23 protein-coding genes are annotated in these 25,935 nt (G+C 64.5%); 8 read left to right on the forward strand and 15 right to left on the reverse strand.

Features of this window, described 5'->3' with window-relative positions; all coding sequences use genetic code 11:
- The 3 genes from AC19YR_RS21710 to acs all read right to left on the reverse strand — a co-directional run.
- A partial coding sequence (locus AC19YR_RS21710; protein WP_500600076.1) for a thiolase family protein occupies nucleotides 1-628 on the reverse strand: 628 nt, incomplete at its 3' end.
- A 228-nt stretch (nucleotides 629-856) separates the two neighbouring features.
- Entirely contained in the window at nucleotides 857-1,729 is an 873-nt protein-coding gene (locus AC19YR_RS21715) for an oxygenase MpaB family protein (protein WP_500600078.1), read from the reverse strand.
- A 48-nt stretch (nucleotides 1,730-1,777) separates the two neighbouring features.
- The gene (acs, locus tag AC19YR_RS21720; protein ID WP_500600079.1) at nucleotides 1,778-3,715 is read right to left on the reverse strand and encodes an acetate--CoA ligase; all 1,938 of its coding nucleotides are present in this window, start codon (nucleotides 3,713-3,715) and stop codon (nucleotides 1,778-1,780) included.
- A gap of 188 nt (nucleotides 3,716-3,903) precedes the next feature.
- Between acs and AC19YR_RS21725 the strand changes: the two genes are divergently transcribed.
- On the forward strand, nucleotides 3,904-5,883 hold the full coding sequence (locus AC19YR_RS21725) for a pilus assembly protein TadG-related protein (protein ID WP_500600081.1): 1,980 nt from the start codon (nucleotides 3,904-3,906) through the stop codon (nucleotides 5,881-5,883).
- Here the strand turns inward: AC19YR_RS21725 and AC19YR_RS21730 are convergent.
- Nucleotides 5,880-8,630 (reverse strand): ATP-binding protein, encoded by a 2,751-nt coding sequence (locus AC19YR_RS21730; protein WP_500600082.1) that lies wholly within the window; start codon nucleotides 8,628-8,630, stop codon nucleotides 5,880-5,882. The genes AC19YR_RS21725 and AC19YR_RS21730 overlap by 4 nt on opposite strands.
- Nucleotides 8,627-9,067, reverse strand: a complete 441-nt coding sequence (locus AC19YR_RS21735) for a TadE/TadG family type IV pilus assembly protein (RefSeq protein WP_500600083.1) — start codon at nucleotides 9,065-9,067, stop codon at nucleotides 8,627-8,629. The genes AC19YR_RS21730 and AC19YR_RS21735 overlap by 4 nt, the downstream gene beginning before the upstream one ends.
- A 75-nt stretch (nucleotides 9,068-9,142) precedes the next feature.
- Between AC19YR_RS21735 and AC19YR_RS21740 the strand changes: the two genes are divergently transcribed.
- Both AC19YR_RS21740 and AC19YR_RS21745 read left to right on the forward strand, forming a co-directional pair.
- Nucleotides 9,143-9,613 (forward strand): A24 family peptidase, encoded by a 471-nt coding sequence (locus AC19YR_RS21740; protein WP_500600084.1) that lies wholly within the window; start codon nucleotides 9,143-9,145, stop codon nucleotides 9,611-9,613.
- Nucleotides 9,614-9,746: 133 nt separating this feature from the next.
- Nucleotides 9,747-10,520, forward strand: coding sequence for a response regulator transcription factor (locus AC19YR_RS21745; RefSeq protein WP_500600085.1), 774 nt, complete (start codon nucleotides 9,747-9,749; stop codon nucleotides 10,518-10,520).
- A gap of 211 nt (nucleotides 10,521-10,731) precedes the next feature.
- On the opposite strand, the gene AC19YR_RS21750 is transcribed toward AC19YR_RS21745, so the two are convergent.
- From AC19YR_RS21750 to cpaB, 8 genes are all read right to left on the reverse strand, one after another.
- Nucleotides 10,732-10,998, reverse strand: coding sequence for a DUF3613 domain-containing protein (locus AC19YR_RS21750; RefSeq protein WP_095111049.1), 267 nt, complete (start codon nucleotides 10,996-10,998; stop codon nucleotides 10,732-10,734).
- Entirely contained in the window at nucleotides 10,995-11,729 is a 735-nt protein-coding gene (locus tag AC19YR_RS21755) for a tetratricopeptide repeat protein (protein ID WP_095111048.1), read from the reverse strand. Before AC19YR_RS21755 ends, AC19YR_RS21750 begins: the two co-directional genes overlap by 4 nt.
- A 10-nt stretch (nucleotides 11,730-11,739) precedes the next feature.
- Nucleotides 11,740-12,621: a type II secretion system F family protein gene (locus AC19YR_RS21760; RefSeq protein ID WP_500600087.1), complete on the reverse strand. Its 882-nt coding sequence runs from the start codon at nucleotides 12,619-12,621 to the stop codon at nucleotides 11,740-11,742.
- A gap of 1 nt (nucleotide 12,622) precedes the next feature.
- Entirely contained in the window at nucleotides 12,623-13,507 is an 885-nt protein-coding gene (locus AC19YR_RS21765; RefSeq protein WP_500600088.1) for a type II secretion system F family protein, read from the reverse strand.
- A gap of 17 nt (nucleotides 13,508-13,524) precedes the next feature.
- The gene (locus AC19YR_RS21770; protein WP_500600090.1) at nucleotides 13,525-14,805 is read right to left on the reverse strand and encodes a TadA family conjugal transfer-associated ATPase; all 1,281 of its coding nucleotides are present in this window, start codon (nucleotides 14,803-14,805) and stop codon (nucleotides 13,525-13,527) included.
- Nucleotides 14,802-15,995 carry a CpaE/TadZ family protein gene (locus tag AC19YR_RS21775; protein WP_500600092.1) on the reverse strand — a complete coding sequence of 398 codons (1,194 nt, stop codon included), beginning with the start codon at nucleotides 15,993-15,995 and terminating at the stop codon, nucleotides 14,802-14,804. The genes AC19YR_RS21770 and AC19YR_RS21775 overlap by 4 nt, the downstream gene beginning before the upstream one ends.
- Nucleotides 15,992-17,167: a type II and III secretion system protein family protein gene (locus AC19YR_RS21780; protein ID WP_500600115.1), complete on the reverse strand. Its 1,176-nt coding sequence runs from the start codon at nucleotides 17,165-17,167 to the stop codon at nucleotides 15,992-15,994. Before AC19YR_RS21780 ends, AC19YR_RS21775 begins: the two co-directional genes overlap by 4 nt.
- Before the next feature lie 68 nt (nucleotides 17,168-17,235).
- Nucleotides 17,236-18,189, reverse strand: a complete 954-nt coding sequence (gene cpaB / locus AC19YR_RS21785) for a Flp pilus assembly protein CpaB (RefSeq protein ID WP_500600093.1) — start codon at nucleotides 18,187-18,189, stop codon at nucleotides 17,236-17,238.
- Nucleotides 18,190-18,515: 326 nt separating this feature from the next.
- Here cpaB and AC19YR_RS21790 point away from each other — a divergent pair, with 326 nt between their 5' ends.
- The 5 genes from AC19YR_RS21790 (at nucleotide 18,516) to AC19YR_RS21810 (ending at nucleotide 22,231) form a co-directional block, all read left to right on the forward strand.
- Nucleotides 18,516-18,725, forward strand: a complete 210-nt coding sequence (locus AC19YR_RS21790; protein WP_095111042.1) for a Flp family type IVb pilin — start codon at nucleotides 18,516-18,518, stop codon at nucleotides 18,723-18,725.
- A gap of 50 nt (nucleotides 18,726-18,775) precedes the next feature.
- Nucleotides 18,776-19,186, forward strand: coding sequence for a response regulator (locus AC19YR_RS21795; protein ID WP_500600094.1), 411 nt, complete (start codon nucleotides 18,776-18,778; stop codon nucleotides 19,184-19,186).
- Between the two features lie 250 nt (nucleotides 19,187-19,436).
- Nucleotides 19,437-19,733: a hypothetical protein gene (locus tag AC19YR_RS21800; RefSeq protein ID WP_141234012.1), complete on the forward strand. Its 297-nt coding sequence runs from the start codon at nucleotides 19,437-19,439 to the stop codon at nucleotides 19,731-19,733.
- A gap of 6 nt (nucleotides 19,734-19,739) precedes the next feature.
- Entirely contained in the window at nucleotides 19,740-20,210 is a 471-nt protein-coding gene (locus tag AC19YR_RS21805; protein WP_500600096.1) for a hypothetical protein, read from the forward strand.
- 161 nt (nucleotides 20,211-20,371) lie between these two features.
- Nucleotides 20,372-22,231, forward strand: a complete 1,860-nt coding sequence (locus AC19YR_RS21810; RefSeq protein WP_500600098.1) for a phospholipase effector Tle1 domain-containing protein — start codon at nucleotides 20,372-20,374, stop codon at nucleotides 22,229-22,231.
- 19 nt (nucleotides 22,232-22,250) lie between these two features.
- On the opposite strand, the gene AC19YR_RS21815 is transcribed toward AC19YR_RS21810, so the two are convergent.
- Nucleotides 22,251-23,918, reverse strand: a complete 1,668-nt coding sequence (locus AC19YR_RS21815; RefSeq protein ID WP_500600100.1) for a ShlB/FhaC/HecB family hemolysin secretion/activation protein — start codon at nucleotides 23,916-23,918, stop codon at nucleotides 22,251-22,253.
- A gap of 158 nt (nucleotides 23,919-24,076) precedes the next feature.
- Complete coding sequence (locus tag AC19YR_RS21820; protein ID WP_500600102.1) at nucleotides 24,077-25,582, reverse strand: collagen-like triple helix repeat-containing protein; 1,506 nt, start codon at nucleotides 25,580-25,582, stop codon at nucleotides 24,077-24,079.
- Nucleotides 25,583-25,935: the final 353 nt, after the last annotated feature.

The raw sequence follows: 25,935 nt of genomic DNA on the forward strand, positions 1-25,935 counted from the left end.
CGCCTTTGCGTTGGGGAATCAGGATCGGGGTGATTTCGTCGGCAAAGCGCCCGGCCTCGATGGCGGCCACGGCTTTTTGCTGGGATTTGGCGGCGAAGGCATCTTGGTCTTCGCGGCTGATCGCGTATTTTTCGACGAGGTTCTCGGCGGTAATGCCCATGTGGTAATCGTTGAAGGCATCCCACAAGCCGTCGCTAATCAGGGTGTCGACCATTTGCGCGTGGCCCATGCGCAGGCCGGTGCGCGCGCCGGGCATGACGTAATGGGCCAGGCTCATGTTCTCCTGGCCCCCGGCAATGATGACTTCGGCGTCGCCGCAGCGGATGGCCTGGGCGCCCAGGTGCAGGGCCTTGAGGCCCGAACCGCAGACTTTGTTCAGGGTCAGCGCCGGCACGGCGTGGGGCAGGCCGGCCTTGATCGCCGCTTGGCGCGCCGGGTTCTGCCCGCAACCGGCGGTGAGCACCTGGCCGAGGATCACTTCATCCACTTCGGCCGGGTCCAGGCCAGTGTGGGCCAGCAATTGGCGGATCACCGCAGCGCCCAACTCCACGGCCGGCACGCTGGCGAGCGAGCCCTGGAAACTGCCGACGGCGGTGCGGGTGGCGGCAACGATAACGACGTCTTGCATGGCGCTGATCCTCAAGTGAAGTCAAAACGCCATGGTGGCACAGACCTGGCGCTGGGTTCCAATTGCGAACCGGGCGGTCGGGAAGTGTTCCCCGGGTCTTGTCTTGGGGGGCGGGCAGTGTGGGAGCAGGGTTGTGTGGGAGCGGGCCCTGCCCGCGATGGCGTACTTGAAACCGCGATCGCGGGCAGGACCCGCTCCCACAAGGGGTTTACACACCCACCCCGGCGCTCACTCAGAAATCCCCATGCGCCGCTTGGCCCTTTGCACCGACCCGTTGCGCACTGCCCAGCGCAACACCGGCGCGCTGCGTTTGACGCTGGCGCGGATCAGCGAGCGTTGCAGCGGGGTTTGGCTCACGTCGAGCATGGCGCTGGCCCAATCCGGCAGCAGGTCGATGCCGGCCTGCATCATCAGCGCGCCGAAGGGCTTGGCCAAGCGGCTCGGCGCCGGGGCGGCGAGGAGCAGGCGCAGCACTTCGCGGCTGCGTTCGTCGCACAGCAATTGCGGGCGCAGGCGTTGCAGGTAGGTCGCCACTTCCTGGCGCGAGCGGGGCACGTCGCGGGCGCCGAGTTGTTCGGCGATCAGGGCAATTTCGGCGTAGTAACGGTCCTGGTCGGCGGGGCTGAGGTCGGGGTTGCGGTAGCGCAGGTGGGCGGCGAGGAAGCTGCTGACCTCGGCCACGTGCACCCAGGTCAGCAGGTCGGGGTCGCTGGCGGCGTAGGGGCGGCCGTCAGGGGCGGTGCCGACCACTTGCAGGTGGATGGTGCGCACTTTATCGATCAGCCATTGGGCGTCCTGACGTGAACCGAACGTGGTGCCGGAGATGAACTGCCCGGTGCGGCGCAGGCGCCCGAGCATGTCCTGGCGGAAACTGGAGTGGTCCCACACCCCGGCCAGCGCCAGCGGATGTAGGGCTTGCAGCAGCAGGGCGCTGATGCCGCCGATGAGCATGCTGGTGAAGTCGCCGTGTACCTGCCAACTGACGGAGTCGGGGCCGAACAGGCCCGGGTCGCCCTTGGGGTTTTCCAGGTCCAGTCGGCCTAGGGACAGGCCGCTCAGGCTCATGATCTGGGTTTCGATGCGGTTGCGGATAAAGTCCATGGCGGCTCGATAGGGGCGGCGCGCCCGGCCGGCGCGCCGCGTGGTGGGTCAGGTGTTGAGGCGCTTGGCGATCAGGCCATCGACCACGCTGGAGTCGGCCAGGGTGGAGGTGTCGCCCAGGGTGTCCAGTTCATTGCAGGCGATTTTGCGCAGGATGCGCCGCATGATCTTGCCCGAACGGGTTTTGGGCAAGGCCGGGGCCCATTGGATCAGGTCCGGTTTGGCGAAGCTGCCGATTTCCTGGCTGACGTGGTCGCGCAGTGCTTTCATCAGGACGTCGTCGGTGGCGATGCCGTTTATCGGCGTGACGAAGGCGTAGATGCCCTGGCCTTTGATGTCGTGGGGGTAACCCACCACGGCGGCTTCGGCGATGCTGTCGTGCAGCACTAGGGCGCTTTCTACTTCGGCGGTGCCGATGCGGTGGCCGGAGACGTTAATCACGTCGTCGATGCGCCCGGTGATCCAGTAATCGCCGTCCTCGTCGCGGCGTGCGCCGTCGCCGGTGAAGTAGTAGCCGGGGTAGGGCTTGAAGTAGGTGTCGACCATGCGTTGCGGGTCGCCGTAGACGCTGCGGATCTGCCCCGGCCAACTGGCCTTGATCGCCAGGATGCCGCTGCCGGCGCCGTCGATTTCCCGGCCCTGTTCATCCAGCAGCACCGGTTGCACGCCGAACAGCGGTTGTGTCGCGCAACCAGGTTTGATGCGTTGGGCGCTGGCCAGGGGGCTGAGCATGATGGCGCCGGTTTCGGTCTGCCACCAGGTGTCGACAATCGGGCAGCGCTGCTGGCCCACGGTGTTGAAGTACCAGTCCCAGGCTTGCGGGTTGATCGGCTCGCCGACGCTGCCCAGCAGGCGCAGGCTGGCGCGGGAGGTGCCTTGCAGGGGCCCGTCGCCTTCGCGCATCAGGGCGCGCAGGGCGGTGGGCGCGGTGTAGAAAATATTCACCTGGTGCTTGTCGATCACCTGCCAGAACCGCGAACTGTCGGGGTAGCTGGGGATGCCCTCGAACATCAGGCTGGTGGCGCCGTTGGCCAGCGGGCCATAGACGATGTAGCTGTGGCCGGTGACCCAACCGACGTCGGCGGTGCACCAGAACACTTCGCCGTCGCGGTAGTCGAGCACGTACTTGAAGGTCATCGCCGCTTGCAGCAGGTAGCCGCCGGTGGTGTGCAGCACGCCTTTAGGTTTGCCGGTGCTGCCGGAGGTGTAGAGGATAAACAGCGGTGCTTCGGCGCCCATGGGCTCGGGCGGGCAGTCGGCGCTTACCTCGGCGCAGGCCTGGCGGTAGCCAATATCGCGGCCCGGGGTCCAGTCGACCTCGGCGCCCGTGCGCTCCACCACCAGCACGGTGCTGACTTTCGGGCAACTGAGCAGGGCCTTATCGACGTTCTGCTTGAGGGGCACGAATTTGCCGCCGCGCACGCCCTGGTCGGCGGTTATCACCGTGCGGCAGTCGGCGTTGAGGATGCGGTCGCGCAGGGCGTCCGGGGAGAAGCCGCCGAACACCACCGAATGCACGGCGCCGATGCGGGTGCAGGCGAGCATGGCGTAGGCCGCCTCGGGGATCATCGGCATATAGATGCACACCCGGTCGCCCTTTTTCACGCCGCGGCTTTTCAGCACGTTGGCCAAACGGCAGACGTGTTCGTGGAGTTGGCGGTAGGTGATGTTGGCTGACTGCGCCGGGTCATCGCCCTCCCACAGCAGCGCGACTTGCTCGCCACGGGTGGCCAGGTGGCGGTCGATGCAGTTGTAGCTGACGTTCAACTCGCCACCGTCGAACCAGGTGGCGGTACCGTGGGTGAGGTCACTGTGCTGCACGCTCTGCCAGGGAGTGGACCAATCCAGGAAGCGCTTGGCCTGCTCGGCCCAGAAGGTGTCGGGATGGTCGATGGATTGGCGGTACAGGCGCTGGTAGTCGTCCTGACTCAGTTGGGCAGCCCGGCGCACGGCATCGGCTTTGGGGAACGTGCTGATATCGAACATGACGGTTCCTTATTGTTGTTTTTGGCGACGAAGCACAACCATGCACGCACTGGCGGCGGGGTTCAACCCTGGCGGCCGCCGCCAGTCGCCTGGGCTGGCCGGTTGCCAGCGCAGCGCCACTGCCTTGTCTACACTGCCCTGCATCAACGGAGGAAGCGCTCGGCCTCAGGCCGGCACAGGAGTGCTCGATGTCTCCCGGTTCAGGACGCAGCAGCCGTACCCGCCAACGCGGGGCCATTGGCCTGGTGGCGGCCATCACTCTGGGGTTGGCGGCATTGATGATGCTGGTGGTGGTCGACAGCGGCCGCCTGTACCTGGAGCAGCGCAAGCTCCAGCGCGTGGCCGACATGGCCGCCCTGGAAGCCGCCAGCCGTGGTGGCCATTGCACCCCGGACACCAGCGCGGCCACCTATGCCGCGCAAAACGCCACCCGCAACGGCTTCACCGTTGACGCCAACCAGACCCTGGCCACCACGTGCGGCGCGCTCACCGTGAATGGGCAAAACCTGCGCACCTTTGCCGTGGATGCGGCCAAGAGCGAAGCCATCCGCGTGGTCGCCACCCGTACCGTCACCACCAGCATTGCCGCGGGCGTGGGCGCCCTGTTCAGCGGCCGCGCGGCGACCACCACCACAACCCTCAGCGCCACGGCGGTGGCAGGCATGCCTTCGCCCTTGGCGATGCTGACTATCCGCACCGTGCTGGGCACCATCGATAGCACCAAGTCGGCCGTGCTCAACGCGGTGGTCGGCGGCCTGCTGGGCGGCACGGTGAACATCAGCGCCCTGGGCTGGGACGGCTTGGCCAAGACCGACATCAAGTTGCTCAGCTTCCTCGATCAATTGGCGGTGGACCTCAACGTCAAGGCCGGCGACTACGACACCCTGCTCGCCACCGATGTGTCGCCAACCAAACTGCTCGACGCCGCGATCAAAGTGCTGCCCAAGGACGGCTCGGTGGCTACCGTCACCTTGCAGGCGATGCAGGCCCTGAGCCTGATAAGCCGCAACACTCAATTGCTCAAACTGGGCGACCTCATCAAGGTGCAGACCGGCACCACCACGGCGGGGCTGGATTCCACCCTGCAACTGTTCCAATTGGTACAAGGCGTGGCGCAGTTATCCAACAGCAAGACCGCCGTCTCGGTGGACTACAGCGTTGGCGTGCCCAATGTCGCCACGGTCACGATCAAGACCAAGGTCATCGAGGCCCCGCAGATGTCGGCCATCGGCAACCCGAAAGTAGCCAAGGCCGAATACGCCGCCGTCGGCCCGGTGGTGACCGCCAGGCAGATCTTCGTGCGCACCGCCCAGGTGCGTACCCTGGTGACCCTCGACCTGCCGGTACTCAAAAACATTAGCGCGCTGACCAACGGCTTGTCCCAGGTGCTGACCCCGGTGGTGGGGGTGGTCAACAACCTGCTGGGCCTCAAGCTTACGACCCTGCTCGACCCGTTGCTGTGCATCCTCACCAAGCCCTGCGTGCACCCCTCGCTGCAACTGATCTCCAGCCTGGACGTCAGCGTGGAGGCAGCCCCGGCCAAGAGCTTTGTCACCGACTACAACTGCGACACCGATGCCTCCAAAAGCCTCACCGCCCAGGTCACCACGGCGCTGGCCAGCCTGGGGGTAGGCCGGGTGAACGCCACCCAGGCGTTTTCTTCGGCGGCGGCCATTGTGGTCGACCCGGTGCGCCTGGTGGATATCGGCACCGAGCGCTGCTACACCCTGCTGTTCATTGGCCTGGGCTGCGAGGCACGCATCCCCAGCGTCGGGGGCTGGCTCGACCTCAAGGTGCAAACCAGCGTGGCCTCGCGCAGCCAGAGCATTCCCTACCCGCTACCGCCCAATATCGGCCTGGGCCCGCTGTACAAAGGCCTGGCCACCACCAACATCATCACCAGCCTGGGCGACACCCTCACCGGCGTGCAGTTGACCTCCTACGCCGCGCCCAGCGGTGGCATCAGCGCGGCGGCCCTGGCCGGGGTGGCGGGGTTGTTGAGCGATATCAGCGCGGCGTTGGTGACGGCGATCAAAAGCATTCTCGGGCCGCTGCTGGACCCTATCGTCAACAGCGTGTTGAGCGTTTTGGGGGTGAGCCTGGGCAATGCCGAAGTGGGCGCCAACCTCAGTTGCCATGCCGGCGGGCGGGCGCAATTGCTCATCTAAACCAGCGGCAACTCCACGCAAAACCGCGCGCCGTCGGCGGTGTTGCCGGCGCTCAGGCGCCCACCCATGTTGGCGATGATGCCGTAGCTCACCGACAACCCCAGGCCGGTGCCCACGCCCACGGGTTTGGTGGTGAAGAATGGCTCGAAGATGCGCTCCAGCAAGCGCGGGTCGATGCCGCCGCCGTTGTCCTGCACCCACAGGCGCACAGCGTTTTCGTCGCGCTCGGCGTGCACGCTGATCCACGGCTTGAACGGGCGGTCGGCCTCGCGCTTGCTCAGCAGCGCATCGCGGGCGTTGACCAGCAGGTTGATAAGCACTTGCTCCAATTGATCGACATGGCCGTGCACCTGCACCGCAAACGGCACTTCACTGATGCGCAGTTCCACGCCTTTGCCACGCAACCCTTCGCCCAACAGCGCAACGGTGCCCTCCACCGCGCGGGCCGGGTCGAACGGCTGTTGCTCAACCTCCGAGCGGCGGCCGAACACGCGCATGTGGTCCACCACCCGGGCAGCGCGCTGGATCTGCGCGTCGATGCGCTTGAGTTTGTCTTGCAGGTACGCGGGCTCGGCGTCGCCGCTGTCCAGGCGCTTGAGCACGTTGACCACGGCCATGCGCATCACGTTCAGCGGTTGGTTGATCTCGTGGGCCAGGCCCGTGGCCATCTCGCCGAGGGTGGCCATTTTCGCGCTCTGGGTCAGTTGCTGCTGGGCGCGGCGCACCTCGGTGTTGTCGCGGCCCACGGCTTGCACTTCTCGCAACTGGCCGTGCTCGTCGAACACGCCGCGGTCGGACCACACCCACCAGGCGTTGGCGCGCCCGGGCAGTTGCAGGTTGATTTCGGCGGTGCTGATGGGCCGTTGCGGGGTCAGTTGGGCGATGCGTTGGGCGAAGGCCTCGCGCTGTTCGGCGCTCATCCACTGGCCCAGGTTGACCCCCGGCAGCGCCTCGGGGGCGCATTCCAGGTAAGTGGCCAAGGGGCGATTGCCGAAGATCAGGCTTAAGTCCGGGCGATAGCGGCAGATCATCGCTGGCGAATCCTCCACCAGCATGCGGTAGCGTTCCTCGCTTTGGCGCACGTGCTCGCCGGCCTGGGTCGCCTCGGTGATGTCCAGCCACAGGCCCACTGCCTCCACTGGCAGGCCGAGGTCATCGCGCAGCAACTTGGCTTCGTCCAGCAGCCAGTGGTAGCTGCCCGCGGCGTCGCGCAGGCGATAGCGGCTGCGTACCGAGCCCTCGCGCAGCAATTGCCGGGTGCGCTGGAAATACGCCTCGCGGTCGTCGGGGTGCAAGTGCTCCAGCAGGCCGGCAGCGCTGCAATCGGCCAGGGTCCAGCCCAACAGCGGTAACAGGCTGGCGCTGAAGAAACTCGGCTCCAGCGCCCCTTGTGCGTAACGCTGCACGTAGATCACCGCCGGGGAACTGGCGATCAGGTTATCGAGCCGGGCGTGGGCCGCGGCAGCCTGTTGCTGTTGGTTCTTGATGTCGCTGATGTCGAGCATGAAGCCGACCACCCGCCGAGCATCGCCCACACCCAACGCCTGGCCCTGCACGCGATACCACCGCGGCCCGTGCTCGGCCTCCTCGTGGTGCAGGCGCACGCTCAGCACCAGTGGTTTGCCGTGCTGCTGCAAGTCGAGCAAGCGGCGGTTGAGTTCTTCGCGCTCGGCCGGGTGGATCAGCGCCAGCCACTCTTCGCGGGGCAACTGCCAGGTGTCCGCTGGCAATTGCAGGCTGTGGGCCAGCGGCGGCGCCAGGTGGATCTGGTTGTCGGTCTGCTGCCATTCCCACCACCCGGCGCCGAGCAGGCCTTGCAAGGCATCGAGGCGTTCGAGTTGCAGGTGGTGGCGCTGCTCGCGCAAGCGGCTGAGCAATGGCCCGGCGAGGGCGGCGGTGAGCAGCAGCCAGTCGCGCGAGCTCAAATCCGGGGCGTGCTGCAACACCGGGTAAAAACCGCACAGCAGCCAGGCGCCGACACCGTGGTCGTCGCGGTACGGCACCAGCCAGCCGTCGCTGTGGGCGAACAGGCCTTGCAAGCGCGGGTGTTCGCTCAGCCCCTGCTGCACGCTCAGGCGCAGGGGGGTGTTACCGCTCAGGCTGTCCAGGCTGCTACCCAGCAACTGGCCGTTGTGCCACAGCTGCGGGGCATCGTGGGCGCGGTATTGGCAGTGGATCTGCCAGCCCTGATTGCGCTCATCGAGCAGCGCCACCGCCACGCAGGGGATGTACCAGTGCTGGGCGATCATTTGCAGTTGTTCGCCCAGCACCTGGGGCAGGCGCGACAGGCTGCACTGGCGCAACTGCTGGCTGATTTGCGCGGCCAGGCTCTGGCAATGTTCGCGGCTTTGCGCCTGCTGGCGGCCCTGGCGCAGGTCGCTGATGTCGAGCAGTTGTAACAGCCAGCCCTCGGCCAGGGGCAACACCCAGCCGCGCAACTGCAAGGGCGGGCCGATCAGGTTGGCGAAATCCAGGTCCAGGCTGTGGCCCAGCCAATCGCCGGGCGTGCCTTCGACCACCAGGGCGCTGTGGGGCAGCAGAAAATCCAGCAGCGGCGGCGGGCGGTCCAGCGGCCGGAGCTGGGCCAGCATGTGGCGCAGCGGCCCGGCCATGTGCAGCACGCCGCCGTCGTGGTTCAGGTACAACTGCAAGCCGACACTGGGCGCCGGCAGGGCTGCCCAGGGGTCGTTGAGCAACGCCGGGTTGCGGCCCAGCAAGCGGCCGAACAATCGTCCCCCGGAATTCAAAATTGCAGGCTCGACTGGGCGCTCAGGTAGTCCGGCAGGTTAGGCACTTTGCCCACGCCTGGCAGCACGAGGAAGGGCAGTACCTGGTTCAACTTGCTGCTGGGGTACTTGACCTTGGCGGTGAGCACGCCGGCGGTGTAGTCGGCGCTGGTGTCCACCCCCCAGGTGATGTTCAGCGTGCTGGGCAGCCATTCCAGCTTCTCGCGCAGCACCGCGTTGGCCAGGGCTTCGACGGCGCTCTTGTAGTTGGGCGTGGCCGGGTCCAGGGCCACGCTGCGGCGCACCGCCTCGGCGGTGGCTTCGTTGAACGATTGCATCATCAGCAGCGGCAGGCTGTAGGTGACGAGGCCATAAAACACCGCGAAAAAAATCACGAACACCAAGGCGAATTCGATCGCTACGGCGCCTTTTTGCTTTCTAGGCAGGCTGGTTTTCATGCGCGCGTCTACCCTGACAACTACGACGTAATGTCAGCATAGAATCATTCGGCAAAAAGGGACGTTTTTTACCTGATGCACACCTTTTTCCTATTCATGTGGCTGGCGCTTTGTGCTGCGCAGGATGCTCGGCAGCGGCAGATCTCCAATGGCTTGACCCTCGGGGCAACAGTGGTGGCCCTGGTCTACCTGTTGTGGAACGACACCACGTGGATCGGTGCCAGCGCCCAGCAAGGCGTATTCGCCTTTTTACTGGCGGCGGCCATGACCTTGCCCGGCTACGCCATGGGCCGCATGGGCGCTGGCGACGTGAAATTGATGGCCGCCCTGGGCCTGGCCACCGACACCCTGCACCTGCTGGGCACCTTCATCGGTGCCGGCGTGGTCAGCGTGCTGTGGCTGTTGATCGCGCCGAAGGTCTGGCCGCTTATGAGTCAACGGGTTAGGGCGCACGTACGGTGGCTCGACCCGAAAGAGTCAAAAAACCAACCCTCCGCGCCCTTCGTCTTGCTGGGCCTGCTGCTATCCCTGGCCTGGATCCACTAGTCGCGTGGCCCCGGCCGCTTTATGTACAGAGTGGCAAAGTGCGTCTACTTTGAAATCACACCCTATACAGCCTATGGCTATTGGTACAGGAAGAGGCTGCCCCCTCCCAGGCTTGCCAGGCATGGAGTTTCGCGTGAACAAGCTAACGTCCCAGGTGAAAGTGCTCGTGGTCGACGACCAGCCACTGATTGTCGAAGAGCTCTGCGAGTTTCTCGAAAGCAGCGGTTATCGGTGCGTGCCGTGTGAATCCAGCCCCCAGGCGCTGGAGCGCTTTAACGAAGACTGCGACATCGGCCTGGTGCTGTGCGACCTGCACATGCCCGACATGGACGGCATCGAACTAGTCCAGGCGCTGCAACGCATTGCCGGCAAACAACGGGCGTTCGAGGCCATCATGCTCACCGGCCGTGCCGACAAACAGGACGTCATCAAGGCGCTGCGCGCCGGGATCGCCGACTACTACCAGAAACCCATCGACCTGGACGAACTGCTGCAAGGCCTGCAACGCCAGGAAGTTGCCCTGCAGGAGCGACAGAAAACCCTGCAACTGGGCCACCTCAACCAAAAGCTGCAAGACCTCTCCACCTCCATCGACGGCCTCTACCAGGACCTCGACAAAGTGCGCCGCAGCCCCGGCACGCCGGCGCCCATGGCCAACGAGGCGGAGCCGGACGAAATCCCGGCGATCTTCCACCAACTCTCGCCCCGGCAACTGGATGTGGCGCGCCTGGTGGGCAAAGGCCAGACCAACTACCAGATCGCCTGCGAACTGGGCATCACCGAAAACACCGTGAAGCTCTACGTCTCCCAGGTATTGCGCCTGACCCACATGCACAACCGCACCCAACTGGCCCTGGCCCTCTCCCCGAGCCGCTCGGGCATGCGCCACCAAGTCACCGCGCATTGAGCCTGCTGTATTTCTGAGCAGTACATCCTCCCTGTAGGAGCGGGCCCACTGTGGCCGCGACGGCGGTAGGCCAGGCAGTGGAGGTGTGTGGGGTGTGCCGGCGCCATCGCGGGCGGGCCCGCTCCCACAAGGGGTTTGCGGTGTCAGCGGTATTTTGGTTTTGCCTGTGCCTTGTGTGGGGGCGGGCCCACAGTGCCTGGGTGCCTGTGTCCTACTTGCTGATCTCCCCACCCACATCCGCATCATAGAAATCCGGTATCTGGTCTTCGTAGCTCTTGAGCCAGCGCTGCATGGCCAGTTCCCGTTCGGCGCTGCTGGCGGTTTGCGGTGTGGGCGAGGGCGCGGCGTTGCTGCTTTGCAGGTGCAGCCAGCCTTCGGTTTCCTGTTGTTGCTTGGAGGCGGGGCCGGGTTCGATGGCGTTGCCGTTTTGGGGCAGGGCCAGCAGCGCGGCGCAGCACAGCAGGGTGAGTCGTTTCATGGCCACTCCTGGTTCGCTTGGGTCACAGGCAAGTGGCTGGTGGTCGCCACATGTTCGGGTTTGACGGGGGCCGGTTTGGCGCCGGCCTTGAGTTGCTCGGCCCGCGATTGCGCCAGGGTGAATTGTTGCGGGCTCAACCCGGCGCGGCTGACCACTTCGCCCGCTTGCGCCCAGTTGTCCTGATACAGCAGCAGGGTCACCAGGTTGACCGCCGCCAGCGAGTCGCTTTGCTTGAGTTCCATGGCGGTGAGGAATTCAAAGCGCGCCTCGTTCAGGCGCAGTTGGTTGAGGTAGACCACGCCCAGGTCGTTGCGGATTTTCTCGTCGGTGGGCGCCAGGCTGGCGGCGCGTTGCAAGTGGGCCAGGGCCTGGGCGTTGTCGCCGCGGGCCGCCGCCAGTTGCCCCAGGCCATGTTCGGCCTCGCCCGCCAGGCAACCGCCGGCCAGGCTCTGGTACAGCGCTTTGGCCTCGCCGCGCCCGAGCAAGCGGTACACCCGCGCCTTGCTCAGGCGCACCTGGCTGAGGGTGTCGGGCAGGCTTTGCAGGTTGGCCAGGCTGGCGTGCAGTTTGCCGTCGCGGGCCATGTCGTCGGCCAGGTTCAGGGCCAGTTCCTGGTCGGCACTCAATTTGCCGCAACTGCTGGCGGCGCCCAGCGTCGCCCAAGGGGCCTGGCCGTTGCTGGCACAGCCGCCGAGCAGTAGCAGGCTGGCGATCATCAGGCGTTTTTTCATGGTGTTCCCTCTAGGAAAAAGCGCGGGCGATGGCGGTGAACCCGGGCCCGGCGAGCACGATCAGCAAGGCTGGGAACAGAAACAGCATCATCACCACGGACATCTTGGCGGACATTTTCGAGATGTATTCCTGCAAGTGCGTCAGGCGCCGGTCGTCGAGCAGTTGCTTGAGGGCCAGCAGCGACTTCATCGCGCCGCCGCCCTGGTGCAGCAGCTGCTGGAGGATCACGCAGGTGTCGGTGAATTCGTCGGTGTCCAGCAACTTGGCCGACAGGTTCAGTTCATGGCCCAGCTCCAGGCCCGAATCGACCCGGGCCAGGATCATGCGCAGTTCCTGGGTCAGCTCCGGCAGCAGCCGTCGCGCTTCCACGCTCAGCACCCGCAGGGCTTGCTCCACCGCCATGCCCGACTCGAACAGGATGCGCAGCAAGGGAATGAAGGTGGCGATTTCTACGCTGATCTGTCTTTGCCGGCGCTTGGCCGCTGCCGCTAGCAGGCGTTTGGGCAGCAGGTAGCCCAGGCACAGGGCGAAGAACGGCGCCAGCCACTGGTGCTCGATGTTGGGGAAAAACAGGGTTTGCGCCAGCACCACCAGGCACAGCGCGAGGATGGGCAGGCCGACCTGGCTGGCGGCGTACAGCGAGCGCTGGCTGGCCTTGCGCCAACCGAGGCGGTTGAGCAGCCGTTGGGTTTCGTTGTCCAGGCTCACCGAGCGCTGGCCGAAACGGCTGTCGCCCAACAGGCGCAGCCAACTGCCCAGTTTGTTGTCGCGCACCAGGTGCCCTTGCAGGCGTTGGGCGACCTGGCGTTCGCGGCGTTTTTGCCCCAGCAGGGCCAGCAGTGCCAGGGCCAGGGCGGCGACAACCATCAGGGCAGCGGCGAGCAGGGCCATCTCAGATACTCCGCAACATGCGCCACAGCACCAGGCAGCCCGACACTTGCAGCACCACGGCGGTGATGAGCATGCGCTGGCCGCTGGGGTCGTGCCACATGCTGAGCATGTAGTGGGGGTTGGTGAGCATGAAGTAGCCGACCATGCCCACCGGCAACACCGCCAGGACGACCGCGGTCATGCGGGTTTCGCCGGTCAGGGCGGCGAGTTGGCGCGCGCCCTGTTCGCGCTCGCGGATCATCTTGATGAGGTTTTCCAGCAGTTCGCTGGCGTTGCCGCCGTAGCGGTGGTTGACCTTCAGGCCCAGGGCGAACAGGCGCAGTTCATCGCGTTCGTAGAGTTCGGCGAAGTCGCTGGCGGCCTCGGGCAGGTTGACCCCCAGTTGCACGTTGCGCTGGATGCGGCTCATGGCGCTCTTGAGCGGGTCGTTGCTGGCCTCGATGGCGCCCAGCACCGCGTCGGCCAGGGTGCGCCCGGCCTTGAGGCTGCGCACCGTGTGGTCCAGCAGCGGCGGCAATTGGGCAATCATGCGGTTGACCCGGCGCCGGTACAGCCAAGCAATCACCAGGCGCACCACCAGCGGCGGCAGCACCAGCAGCACCAGCAGGCCGACCCAGCCATGGAGGGCAAACCCGAGCATCAGCAGCAGCGCCCACGCCGCCAGCCACAGCCCCAGGCGCTCGGTGGGGCGGCCCAGGCCGGCGCGCAGGAAGGCCCGCTCCAGGCCGGTCCAGGCGGCTTTTTCCGGCGCCAGTTGCGGTTGGCCCTGGGCCAGGCGCTGCATCACCCGCTCGTTGCCGGTTTTGCGCAGGCCCTGGTAGAACAGGCGAATCGACAGGCTCACCAAGAGCAAAAACACCACGCTCAGCAGCAACGGCAGCAACATGGTCGGCACCTCGCGGGTCAGTCCTGGCTCAGGGCGAATTCGCGGCGCAGCTTGTCGCCGGCCGGGTTGAGCGCCTCGCGCAAAAAGCCGAAGCCGCTGCGCCGGTCGAGGCGGAACAGGGTGTTGGTGACGTACACGTCGTCGCGCACGCCTACCACTTCCACCACCTCGCTGACGCAGCGCCGGCCATCGGGCATGCGGGTCAGCTGGATCACCACGTCCAGGGCCGCGCAGATCATCTGGCGCAAGGTGCGTTCGGCCACTTGCCGGCCGGTCAGGCCCACCAGGGTTTCCAGGCGCAACAGGGCGTCCTGGGCGTTGTTGGCGTGCACGGTGCTCATGGAACCGTCGTGGCCGGTGTTCATCGCGGTGAGCACGTCGAGCACTTCGACGCCACGGATCTCGCCGAGGATGATGCGGTCGGGGCGCATCCGCAGGGCGTTGCGGATCAGGTCGCTGGCCTTGACCTCGCCGTGGCCCTCGGCATTGGGCGGGCGGGTTTCCAGGCGCACCACGTGGGGGTGGCCCAATTGCAGCTCGGCCACGTCTTCGATGGTCACCAGGCGTTCGTGGGGGTTAATCAACTGGCTGAGGATGTTGAGCAGGGTGGTCTTGCCGGTGCCGGTGCCGCCGCTGATAAGGATGTTGCAGCGCTTGCCCACCGCGTCCTGGAAGAACTCGAAGATGTTCTGGTCGATGGTTTGCATCGCCACCAGGTCGCTGCTTTTGAGCATGTCCTTGCGAAACTTACGGATCGACAGGCACGGCCCGTCCAGGGCGATGGGCGGAATGATGGCGTTGACCCGGCTGCCGTCGGGCAGGCGTGCATCGACCATGGGCGAGGACTCGTCCAGGCGCCGCCCCAGGGGCGAAAGGATGCGCTGCATCACGCGCTCGACGTGGTGCGAGTCGATAAAGCGCAGGTCGCTCAGGTGCAGCACGCCGTCGCGCTCGATGAACACGCGATGCGGGCCGTTGACCAGGATTTCGGTCACGGCCGGGTCGCGCAGCAGCACTTCGAGGGGGCCGAACCCGGTGAGCTCGTCGACGATCTCTTCGCCCAGGCGTTCCATCTCGTAGCGGGAAATGGCCAGGTGCAGGCGCGCGATGTACTCGGCCACTTTATCGGTGACAAATTGCGCGAGGTTCTGGCGTGAGCCTTCGAGCAGGTTTTTCCCCGACTCCTCGATGGCGTCGATGATGTAGCGGTGCAGCACCAGTTTCAGGCCTTCGTGGTCGGCATTGCCCTTGGCGCCGACACTGGCGGTGGGCGCGCCGAACAGTTTTTCGCCAGTCATGGGGGCGTTCCTCGCAATCGGCTGAGCCAGCCGCCCTTGGGTTTGGCCAAGCCTTCGGAGCGCTTGGCCAGGCGTTCGCCCAGGGTGTGCAGGCTCTGCGTGAGGCTCTCGCGCGGGGCCAGCTCAAACAGGCTCACGCCCTGGTTCTTGGCGTTGAGGCGCAGCTCGGGGCTCAGGGCCAGCACAGCGATGACTTCCATGCCAAAGGTCTTGCCCAGGGTTTCGGCGTCGGGGGCGACGCTGCGCAGGTAGCTGTCCACCAGCAGGCGCGCGTGGTCGAGCTTCATGCCTTTTTCGCGCCACAGGTTGAGCACCGCCAGGTTGCGCCGGCAGTCCAGCACACTCTGGTCGGTGCGCCACAGCAACTTGTCGCAGTGGCTGACGAAAGTGCGCAGCGCTTCGCTGTCCGACTGCCCGGTGAGGTTCACCACGATGTGCTGGAAATGCTGGCGCAGGGCGCTGAGAAGCATGTACAGCTCGGCGGCGCTGGTGCGTTTGAGGGGCTCATCGCCCGGGGCGTAGGCGAGGATGCGCAGCCCCGCTTCGGCGCGGGTGAAGGCGCTGTCGATCAGGGTGGCGTCGAGGCGGCGCAGGTGGCGCAGGGCATCGCCGAAGTTGAACGAACTCTCCAGGCCCAGCAGCGCCAGGGAGTCGCCCCGGGGCAGGCCCAGGTCCAGCAGCAGGGTTTGCTGGCCGCTCTTTTGCACCACCAGCGCCAAGTGGCTGGAGATCAGCGCGCCGTCGCCGTTGCCCTGGGTGCTGTAGAGCACCGTGAGGCCGCCGAGCAAGGTGCTGTGGGCCACCGGCGGCAGGCGTTTGCCCAGGCGCCGCACCAACCCGGCGACCTCACTGGCCCGCGAGCCGTAGGCGACGAAATCCCGCGCCCCGGCGCGCATGGCGTTGAGCACCAGTTGGTTGTCCATGCCATCGCCCAAGGCGACGATCGCCAGCATCGGCTTGGCCTCCAGGGCGCCCTCGATCATCGCGCACTGGGCCACCACGTTCTCGCGGTCCAGGCCCACGAACACCAGGCTGGCGAAGGTTACGTCCACCAGCGCGAGCAACTCGTCGAGGCTGCCGCCGCCGGCGCTGACCACTTGCCCCAACGGCGCAAGGGCACTTTGCAGCCACTCCTGGTCGGTGGGGTTGCGGGTGATGGCGAGGAAGGTCTGGCTCAGGTTCTGGCTCATTGCGATAACCCGCTGCGGTTGTCGAAGTTGCCGTTTTCAAGGAAGAACATGCGGTAGAAGTTGGGGTCGTAGTTGCGCATCTGCTCGCCCGGCAGCGACGGCAGGCGCGCATCGGCGGCCAGCGGCTGGACCAGGTGCGGGGTGACGATCATCAGCAGTTCGCGCTCTTCGCGTTTGATCTCTGAGTCGCGGAAAAACGCCCCCAGGATCGGGATGTCGCCCAGGCCCGGAAACTTGTTCACCTGGGAGCTGTTGCGGGTGCTAATCAGGCCACTGATGACGAAGCTCTCGCCGTCGGCCAGGGAGATGCTGGTGTCGGTGCGGCGCACGGTCAGGCCCGGCACCAGGGTGCCGGCGATGTTCACCGCGTTGCTGTAATCCAGCTCGCTGACTTCCGGGGCAACTTTGAGGGCGATGCGGTCGCGGCCGATGATGGTCGGGGTGAGGGTCAGGCGGATGCCGAATTCCTTGTACTCGATGGACACGCTGTCGCTGCCGGAGCTGGGCACCGGAATGGGGATCTCGCCACCGGCCAGGAAACTCGCACTCTGCCCGCTCAGGGCCACCAGGCTGGGCCGCGCCAGGGTGTAGGCAAAGCCGCTGCCTTCGAGGGCGTTAATCATCACCATGGTTTTGCCGCCGATCCACGAGAAGTTGAACTGGCCGTTGTCCACCGGCAGCTTGGGGGTGACCACGCCGTCGATGGTGGGCAGGGTCTTGGGTGCGCCGAACAGGAAGTTGCCGCGGGTGCCGAACAGCGAGGCGGTGGCTTCCTTGAGCTTGCTGCGGCTGACTTCGACGAAGCGGATATCGGTTTGCACCTGGCTGGGCAGCAGGGGGTCCTCGGTGGGGCCCAGGGCGGCGCGGGTGAGGGCGGCGGTGGCCTTGCCGCGCACGAACACCATGCTCTGGCGTGGGGGGCTGGCGCAGCCGGTCCAGACCATCAGGCTGGTGGCACCGCTGGCCATGCCAGTGAGCAGGAAAGATTTGTCGCCGTTGGGGTGCACGTCGGCGACCTTGGGGTCGCCCACCGCCAAGCGCGTGATGGCCACGGGGGATTCGATGTTCTGTTGCAGGCCCTCGCCCACCTCCAGCACCGCCGGCAACCCGGCCAGGGAGCTGCAATTGGCAGGCGCGGCCAGGGCGGTGTGCAGCGGCAGCCCGGCGAGCATCAGGGCGCCAAGCGTGGTGCTGAAGGAAGGTTTTTGCATGCGCATGCATCCTTGCTCGATCAAGGGGTTCATTGGCTGGCCTGGTTGCCGCGGATCACCTCGATGCCGCGCCGTGGCGCAGGCGTGCCGCCGCTGGCGACGGGGCCGGCAACCATGCCGCCCTTGGGTGCCCGGGCCATGGCCAGTTCGGTGAACTGGAACAGTTGGCTGTTGGTTGCGTCGATTGTGCCAATGCTGTCATTTTCACCAGCCCAGTAACGCGCCAGGTTCTTCTCTTCGCTGCTGCGCACGGCCAGGCGCAAGGTGCCAACCTGGGTGGCGAGCATCATCCGGCTGAGGAGCTTTTGCGGCACGGCGAGGATCACCGTGCGCGCGCCATAACGGCGCTGTTCGAGCTTCATTTTTTCTTCCGCCGTGGTGGCCGGCGAGGCCGGTTGGCCATCGTTGGTCAGGCCCAATTGTTCGCCCACGGCGAGCAGGCGCATGGCCGGGATCACCACTTGCACCGACTGTTGCAGGTTGCTCGCGTCGGCGCGTAAAAACAGCAGCACGTCCACATAATCGCCGGGGTTCAACTGGCCGCCGGCACCGATGACTTCATCCACCGCCATGGCCAAAGCACGCTCGTTGCTGTGAATCATCCGCGCCAGCGGGCCGCCGGCACTGAAGCTTTCATCGTTGAGCCAGGTGCCCGCGGCGAGGGTGCGCCAGGGGGTGCGGCCCAGGGCCTGGTCCAGGCTGGAAAGACTGCCGGCCGGGGCGTTGCGCAGTTTTTCCAGGGTCAGATCCTCGGCGGTCAACGGGGTAAAGGCCGGCACATCGCGCAGCAGCACCACCACCGGTGTGCGGGTCTGGTCTTGGGCTGTGGTAACGGCTTTCTCCACGGTTTGGCTGACGGCCACCGGGGCGGCCGGCTCGGCTACGGGTTCGGGTTGGCGGTTGAGCATCAGGCCCCAGTAGCCGACGAATACGGCGCCCAGCAACAGCAACCCGGCGAGGGCCATGGTGACTCGACTGTTCATGACGGCTCTCCCTTTCCTGCTGCTTCAGCGGCCGTAAAACGGGCCCGTCGGGCAATCAGGCAGCTATGAACATGCAACGATTTTGCTATTTGAAGGTAGTGCAGCTAAGCCAAAACGCCATTACTGCGCGAAAAATAATTGGCGGCGGGTTCTTGGCCCTTTATCCACGGTGTTTTGCTGGTGCAAACCTTTGGATTAATACTTTGTGATTAATCAGTTCTTACACTTGTTGGGTGGGGGATTGTTGACAATGCTCAGGTGGCACAGAGGACTCATGTTGCAGTCCCAGTATCAAGCGCACTCGATGGCGCATAAGGAGAAGTCCAATGATCCTTCAGAACTTTTTGCGCAAAGCGCGGCGTTTTCTGAGACGCGATGACGGTGCATCCGCCATCGAATACGCATTGCTGGTGGCCATGGTGGCGGTGGTATTGGTGCTGTTCGTCACGCCGCTGGGCGGGGCCGTGTGGGATAAATTCAACTCGGTGACCACCAGCCTGGGCGGAACCTCCCCGGGTGGCAAACCAGTGCCTTAGCCGTGGGCGGTTGTGCCTGCACCTTCATCTCTTTGAGTTGAGCCACGCCCATGACCTCTTCTTCGTCGCGACAGCAGTTGCTTTTGGTAGACGACGAAGAAGAGGCGTTGCTGGAACTGGCCGAACTGCTCGAAGGCGAAGGCTTTCACTGCTTCACCGCCACCTCGGTCAAGCACGCCCTGCAAACCCTGACCCAACACCCGGACATCGCCCTGGTCATCACCGACCTGCGCATGCCCGAAGAAAGCGGCATCACCCTGATCCGCCGCCTGCGCGAACACACCCTGCGCCAACACTTGCCCGTGATCGTCACCTCCGGCCACGCCGACATGGACGACGTCAGCGACCTGCTGCGCCTGCAAGTGCTGGACCTGTTCCGCAAACCCATCTACCACGTACGCCTGCTCGAAACCCTGAACAACCTGTTCCCGCAGCCCAAGGTGTTTTTGGTTAATCCGTAGCCGGCCCTGCCTTGCTTCCCTTCTGGTGCCGCACGTCCCACCCCGCCGCCCGTAGTCACCCACTGAACATTGCACCCAATAGGGGGATCAGGAAGTGGCCGTCTTGAAAACGGGAATTCTCCGACATTACGCAAGGATGTTCAGTCTTTACGCTCTGCGTTCTTGTGGGCCCCGGGCGTGAAGGGCTGTTGATGGATGCCTGCTGCACCGGGTTTCGCCGCCCTATTGACCGTTGCCAAAAGGCTTGCCGATGCAAACCACACTGACGCGCTGGCTTCCCCACACAAAAAAAACCGAAAACGGCCCCCCGCGTTCGCCCAACGTATTCAGCGATGCGGCACAACTCCCTGCCCACCCACAGGCGTGCAAAACCCAGCGTTATTACATAGGTGCAATCTTGTTGCGGCTGACCTGGCTGTTGCTCAGCACGTTTAAGCTGCAAGAATTAGTTGAACGATATCAAGACAGTTTGAAGTTTCGATTGCGCTGCTTACTTGGGTGGGGCGATTTACGTACTCCGAGAATCATGCCGCCAATCGAAGGATGATAAACAATGAATAAAAAACTACTGATGGCAGGCCTGTTGCTGACTTTGCTGGCAGGGTGCGGTGATGTTTTTGCACCTGCCTCGAAGGAGGTTTGTATTACTGGATATAACCAGTATGAGCGTCAACTTCATATTTTTCGACTGGATGAGGAAAGCAAGTCTGGTTGTTGGGGGAATCCATCTGGAAGGGATGGATATGGCATATATGGCGGAGGAGGGGGATATGTGTGTGGGTGTCGTGTGATTGCGGGGAGGCAGGTCAGTTTAAGTTGGAGTCTTGCACGAAGCTTAGAGGAGCTTGAGGCGGGAATTCCCAGGGAGGAATTTTCTACTTGGGTCACTATTCCGCAGCCTGAATCCTCAAGCTCTCGATATTTCCGAATCTATTTTATGAAAAGTGGAAGCCCTCAATTGCAGTGGGTGGATGATTTGCGTACTCCAAAAATAATGCCGTCGTCTGAGAGTGAGGTGCAGTGATGGATGATATCGAATTAAGTTTGGATGATGTTTTCTTTGACAGAGTTAAGTCCGAGTCGGAGGAGTTGTGTCCTATCTGTCAGCAGGTCTTGTGGCTAAGTTTTTACTTTGATGGGTTTGGTTTTTCGGAGGTTGTAGGACCTACATCAAATATTGTTAAGTTGTACAAGGCGGCCTATCAGCGCGAAGAAAAGGGTATTCACACCTATTACTACCCCGGCCTCGGCGCCGACTTCGACCCTGAAACCCGAGTATTGGCCGCTGCCATCGCCGATAAAGCCGGTGACGCTATTTACGATAAAACCCCTGAGATGGCCCAAGACAAGGCCCGGGAACGCACGAAGGCCGCCGTGGAAGATGCCTGGGCCCGCAGCCAGGGGATCCGCGATCGCAGCCTGATTCGGCGGGCGATGTGGACGGCGCAAGAGGTCTTGGAGCAAGGCAAGGAGGCGGCCGGCAGGGCGGGGCGCCAGGCCAAGCGCCTGGTGGCCAAACCCCGTAAACAATGGGCGCGTATCGAGCGCAACCTGCGTCGCGAGTGGCAGGACTATTGGGAGGAGGTGACGCGCCACCCCTGGCGCGCCGCCCAGTCGGCGGGGCAAGCCGGGGCCAAGGTTTCGGCAGGGGCTGTGGCCGAGTCCTGGGGCTGGGTGCGTGATGGCTCCCTAGGGGCCGCGCTGTTCAATACCGGCGTGGAGGTGCGCCTCAACGCCGCTCGGCGCGACTTTCAACTGGCAGTGATGAGCGCCCAGCAGCGCCTGCCGATCCATAAGATCAACGTGGCGATTTTCGGCTACGACATGGGCGGTGGCCTGGCCCTGGCCTTTGCCCAACGCCTGCTGGAAGGCCTCATGGAGGGCGGGGCTTACCAGGGCATTCCCGTGCACATCCGGTTCATGGGCTTGTTCGATTGCGTGACCAACCGCTATGACGACAACCTGCTGACGGGGTTTATGCCGCTGAGTAACCAGGTGTCTTCGCAACTGCACCTCTCGCCCCAGGTTGAGCGTTGCGTGCATTACGCCGCCGCCCACGAACTGCGTTTTTACAAACCCCTGAGCATGCTCGGCGCCGACCCCGAGGACTGTCGCGGCCCCCGCCAGGAGCGTTTGTTCCCCGGTGCCCAGGTCGATGTGGGCGGTGGGGCCGATGAGGATGACGAGAACGTGTCGGATAACGTGTCGCGGTACCCGTTGCAGATGATGTATCACCGCGCCTACGCGGCGGGAGTGCCGATGCCGAGCCTGGAAAAACTGGCGAAGATTGATGGTGATTTATACAAAACCTTCCGCATCCCCCCCGAAATCACCACCTTCCAGCGCAACTACCGCGCCGCCGTTAAGCAACTGGCGGCCACCACCCGGGAAATCCCCTCGCTGGTGCTTGAGTCGGGCCGGGCCACCGAGCGTTTCAAGCCGCAGATCGTCAACGCACAAGCCTCGGCGTACCAATGCACGGTGCCGGCAGCGCCTTTGTTTATCAGCCTACTGCCGACAACCATCGAAGAAGAACTCAGCGGCCACACGGTGATCTTCATCCACTGGCTGCGCATGTGGTACGACCAGCACCAGCACAGCGCCGGGCGCAAGACCCGTGGCTGGGGCCTGGGCGTACCGCTGGACCCCAAAGCCTTTGGCCGCTACCAGAAACTGGCCGACGAGTTGGCCTACATGGACCGCCACGCCCGCTCCGGCCCGCAGTTCGACCCGCCGCAAGCGCGGCGCCAACTCGACGGCGAAGTGGCGCCGGACATCTTCATCAGCGACCCGCAGGCCCAGGCGTTGTTTTGGCTGTGGAACAACCCCGGCAGCCGAATCGCCGAGATCGAAGCGCTGTACCCGCACTTTCTCAACGACATCCACGACAGCATGGCCGAGTCGGATATCGAGACGGCCTTCGGCGCGTGGGTGCATGCCCGGCACTACATGAACCGCCGGGCGATCCATCGGTTATCCACCGCGCCGGACCCCGGTTTCTTGCAGCGTTTGGAGCTGGCGTATGAGAGGTTTTTCGCCCATTGAGGGCCGTGTGCAGCGGCCCCTACAACTGATAACTGAAACTCAGGCTATAGCGCGGCTTGCGGTTGAAGGTGTCGAGGGCTTCGTCGGCCAGGGGTTTGGCCGCTTCCAGGGCGATGTTGTAGTACTTGGCGTCGCCAAAGCGCAGGCCGATGGCGGCGGAGGAGAGGTCGTTGCCTTTGACCGGCAGGTCGTTGAACCAGGCCTTGGAGCGGTCGAGCACCACGTAGGGTTGCAGGATGCGCAGCCAGGTGCTGTCGCGGTTGTGGCTGTAGTTGACCTCGTAGGCCACGCCCCAGCCCTTGTCGCCGGAGGCTTGGTCGTCGGGGTAGCCACGGCCGAAGTTCTGCCCACCGAACACGGCGCGTTCGCTGTCGGGCAGGGTGTCTTGGGTCCAGTAGAGCGCGGCGGAAAGTACCCCTTGCCAGTTGCTGAAGAACTTGTCGCTTTGCACCCCGGACAGGCGCAGGCGGATGAAGTCCAGGTCGTAGGCGCGGTTGTCGCTGTTGGCGCCGAGGCTGTCGATGCCCTGGTAGACGCCACCGCTGAGGATGCGCAATTGGGTTTCGTTGGCTTTGCGCCAGTCGCCTTCAAAGGCCATGGCGCGGATGTCGGTTTTGTCTTCCACGCTCAGCGGGTAGCCGACCACTTGGTAGCGGGTCTTGTCGTTGACCGCGTAGAAGCGCGAGCTGAGGTTGAGCACTTCGGTGGGCGAGGCGATGAAGGGGTGGGTGAGGCCGATGGAGTAGCGGTCGTTTTCGCGGTGCGGTTTGAGTTGCAGGCCATTGGCGAGCTGCACGTGGGTGCCTGGGTCGGCGCGGTAGCGCGAACCGTACAGGCTCAATTGGGTGCCTTCGGCGTTGAGGAACTGGCTGTAGTCCAGGCGATAGTAGTGCTCGTGGTCGTCCCCCGGTGGGAACAGGCCGCTGACGCTGACCTGCTCGGCCATCGCGGTGTGGGCATTGCTGGTCAGCCCCAGCAGGGCCTGGGGGCCGTTGCGGTTGTCGTCGGTGGTGTTGAGGCTGCTGGTGAAGGGTTTGCGGCTGGCTTGGGCGATCAGGTACGCCGCGCCGTCGGTGGTGCCCGGCGGCGGCACTTGTGCCTGCACGGTGATGCCGGGGATGCGGCTCATCAGCGTGGTGTAGCGCTCGAACGTTGCGCGCGTGAGCGGGCGTTCGGCCTTGAGCTTGGCCACCAATTGCTCGAAGTAGCCTGAGACTCGGCCGATGTCGCCCTGCAGTTGGTAGTCCTTGATATAGCCCTCCACCAGCACCACGCGCACCACGCCGCCATCAAAGCTTTGCTGGGGCAGGAAGGCGTAGGACAGCAAGTAGCCATCGTCCTGGTAGCGGCGCGTGACGGCGCGGGTGGCTTCGATCAATTGCGCCAGGGTCACTTCGTGGCCCAGCAGCGGCTGGTAGGCCTGGGCCACGTCCTCCAGCGGGTAGATCGTGCCGCCCTCGATGTTGAGCTTCTTGATGGTGACCTGGGTGTCCATCATCAACTGCTGCGGCTGAGGCGCCGGGGTGGGTAACTGCAACTGCGGCGTCACCGGGCGGTAGGCGTCGGCGGGCAGGTTGGGCGCGGGCAGGTTGCGGATGGTTTCGTTGCTGTTGAGGAAGGTGGGCAGGGATTCGGCGTAGGCGTAAGGGCACAGGCTGAGCAACAACAGGGAAGCCAAAGCGCGCATAGGACACTCCATGGTCAGACCACATCGCGAAAGGACTGTCGATCCGAGTGGACCGTTATGCTCCAAAAAGAAAAAGACAGAAGATTCGCCTGAACCTTCTGTCTCCAACCAAGCGTAGGCGCTGTAGGAAGGGCCGTCGAATCGGCCAGGTGCATTTTTTAGTGGTTCAGGCTGCCCTTGAGGTTGTTGAGCAGGCCACCCAAACCGCCGTTAGTGGCACCCCCCGTGCTGCCGGTGCCCGTGAGGGTGCTGACCGCCGAGACCGTGCCGCCAGCGGTGGTAACCACACCGCCGACCGCCTTGACCACAGGGTTAGGCGTGTTGGCCGCGATGCTTGCGCCGGCCCCGCTGACCGCACCGCCCAGTTGGCTGGTGATGGCGCTGACCGGGGCGGCCAGGCCCGTGGCGGCGGTCACTTGTTGGGTGGCGCTGGCCACCGCAGTGGTGACCGGGTTCAGGCCGCTGCCGATGGCGTTGCCGAGGCTGGCCAGGGGCGCGGTGGCGGCGGTGTTGGCCACGCCAGTCCCGCCCAGGGCACCGCCGGTCACGGCGACGAGGGTGCCGGCGCTGCCACCGGTGACGGCAGTGGCGCTGACCAGTGGGTTGGTGTTGCCGGCATTCAGGCCGCCGGTGACGTTGACCACTGCGCCGCCCACCACTTCCAGTAGGCCAGTGCCGCCCAGGCCTGGCGTGCTGCCGCCACCGGTGGCGGGTGCCACGTAGTTGCCGGCTTTATCCAGGGTGCCGCCGACGTTGCTCAGGGCGCCGCCGAGGGTGTTGGTCAGCGGGTTGCCGTTGCCGGCGGCGGCCACTTTGTCGCCTAGGCCATCGACCACGTTCGCCATGCCGTTCACCGTGCCATTGAGCGGGGCTGCCAGGCCCGTGGCATTGGTGGCTTTGCTGATGACGTTTTCTGCCAGGGTCACCACCGGCACCGCGACTTTATTGCCTACCGCGTCGGTGAGCTTGCCCAGCGGGCCGTCGCTGGTGATGTGGGTCAGGGTGTCGCCGAGCATGCTGACTTTCTCCCCGACCTGGCCCACCACTGGGGTGACCTTGGCGACGATATCGCCCACCAGGGGAATGCTGCCGGTGGCGGTGTTGAGTTTGCCGCTCAGGTCCGTCACGCCATCGCCCACATTGCCGACCACTTTGCCGACGGTGGCGGTGGTGTCGCTCAGGGCGTTGGGGTTGCTGCCCAGGGTGCCGAGGCCGCCGCTCAAACCATCGCCAACGGTGCCGACCACATTGTCGGTGGTGTGGGTGACGCTTTGCACGATGCCGCCGACCACAGGGGTGCCCGCCAAGCCATCGCCGATGGCGCCCACGCCATCGCCCACGCCCGTGACGGTATCGCCCACTTGATCGACCACGGTGCTGGTGACCAGGGGTGGGGTGGTGGTGCCGCCGCCCGTACCGCCGCCGGTTCCACCACCTGTACCGCCAGTACCGCCGCCGGTGCCACCACCCGTACCGCCCGTACCGCCACCGGTTCCGCCCGTGCCGTCATCGGTGCCGCCATTGCCGGCGTCGGTGGAGCTGTCCGGGGTGGAGCTGCTGGAACGGCTCTTATGGCCGCCACCGCCGCTGCTGCAACCGCCCAGGGAAAGGGCCAGGATCAGGGCCACTGCCGTGCATGCTTTCAATGAAATTTGAGTTTTCATGGGATTTATTCCTTGCACCTGTACAACGCTCGATGTTTTCGATGGCTCGCCAGTTCTGTCGCTGGCGATGCCTTCGTCCGTGAGCCCATAACAATCCCAGATGCTGTTTGGCGCCATTCTCAACTTGGTATTAATAACTTATATACCCGGCCGCCAAGGCCCGGTTCCATTGGCTTTATCCGGAATAAAAAATGATTTTTAATCAGTGACATGGCAGGCCGTAAGAGGCGAAGCTAACGAGAAATAAACTTTAGTTATATATATACAATTAAGCAGTGCGACACCCCGCCAGCACAGGGTTAATCACGGGCCCTTTATTCTTTTACTTAATGAATACTCAGGTGTAACTAGGT

The organism is Pseudomonas sp. MF08817 (assembly GCF_059862705.1).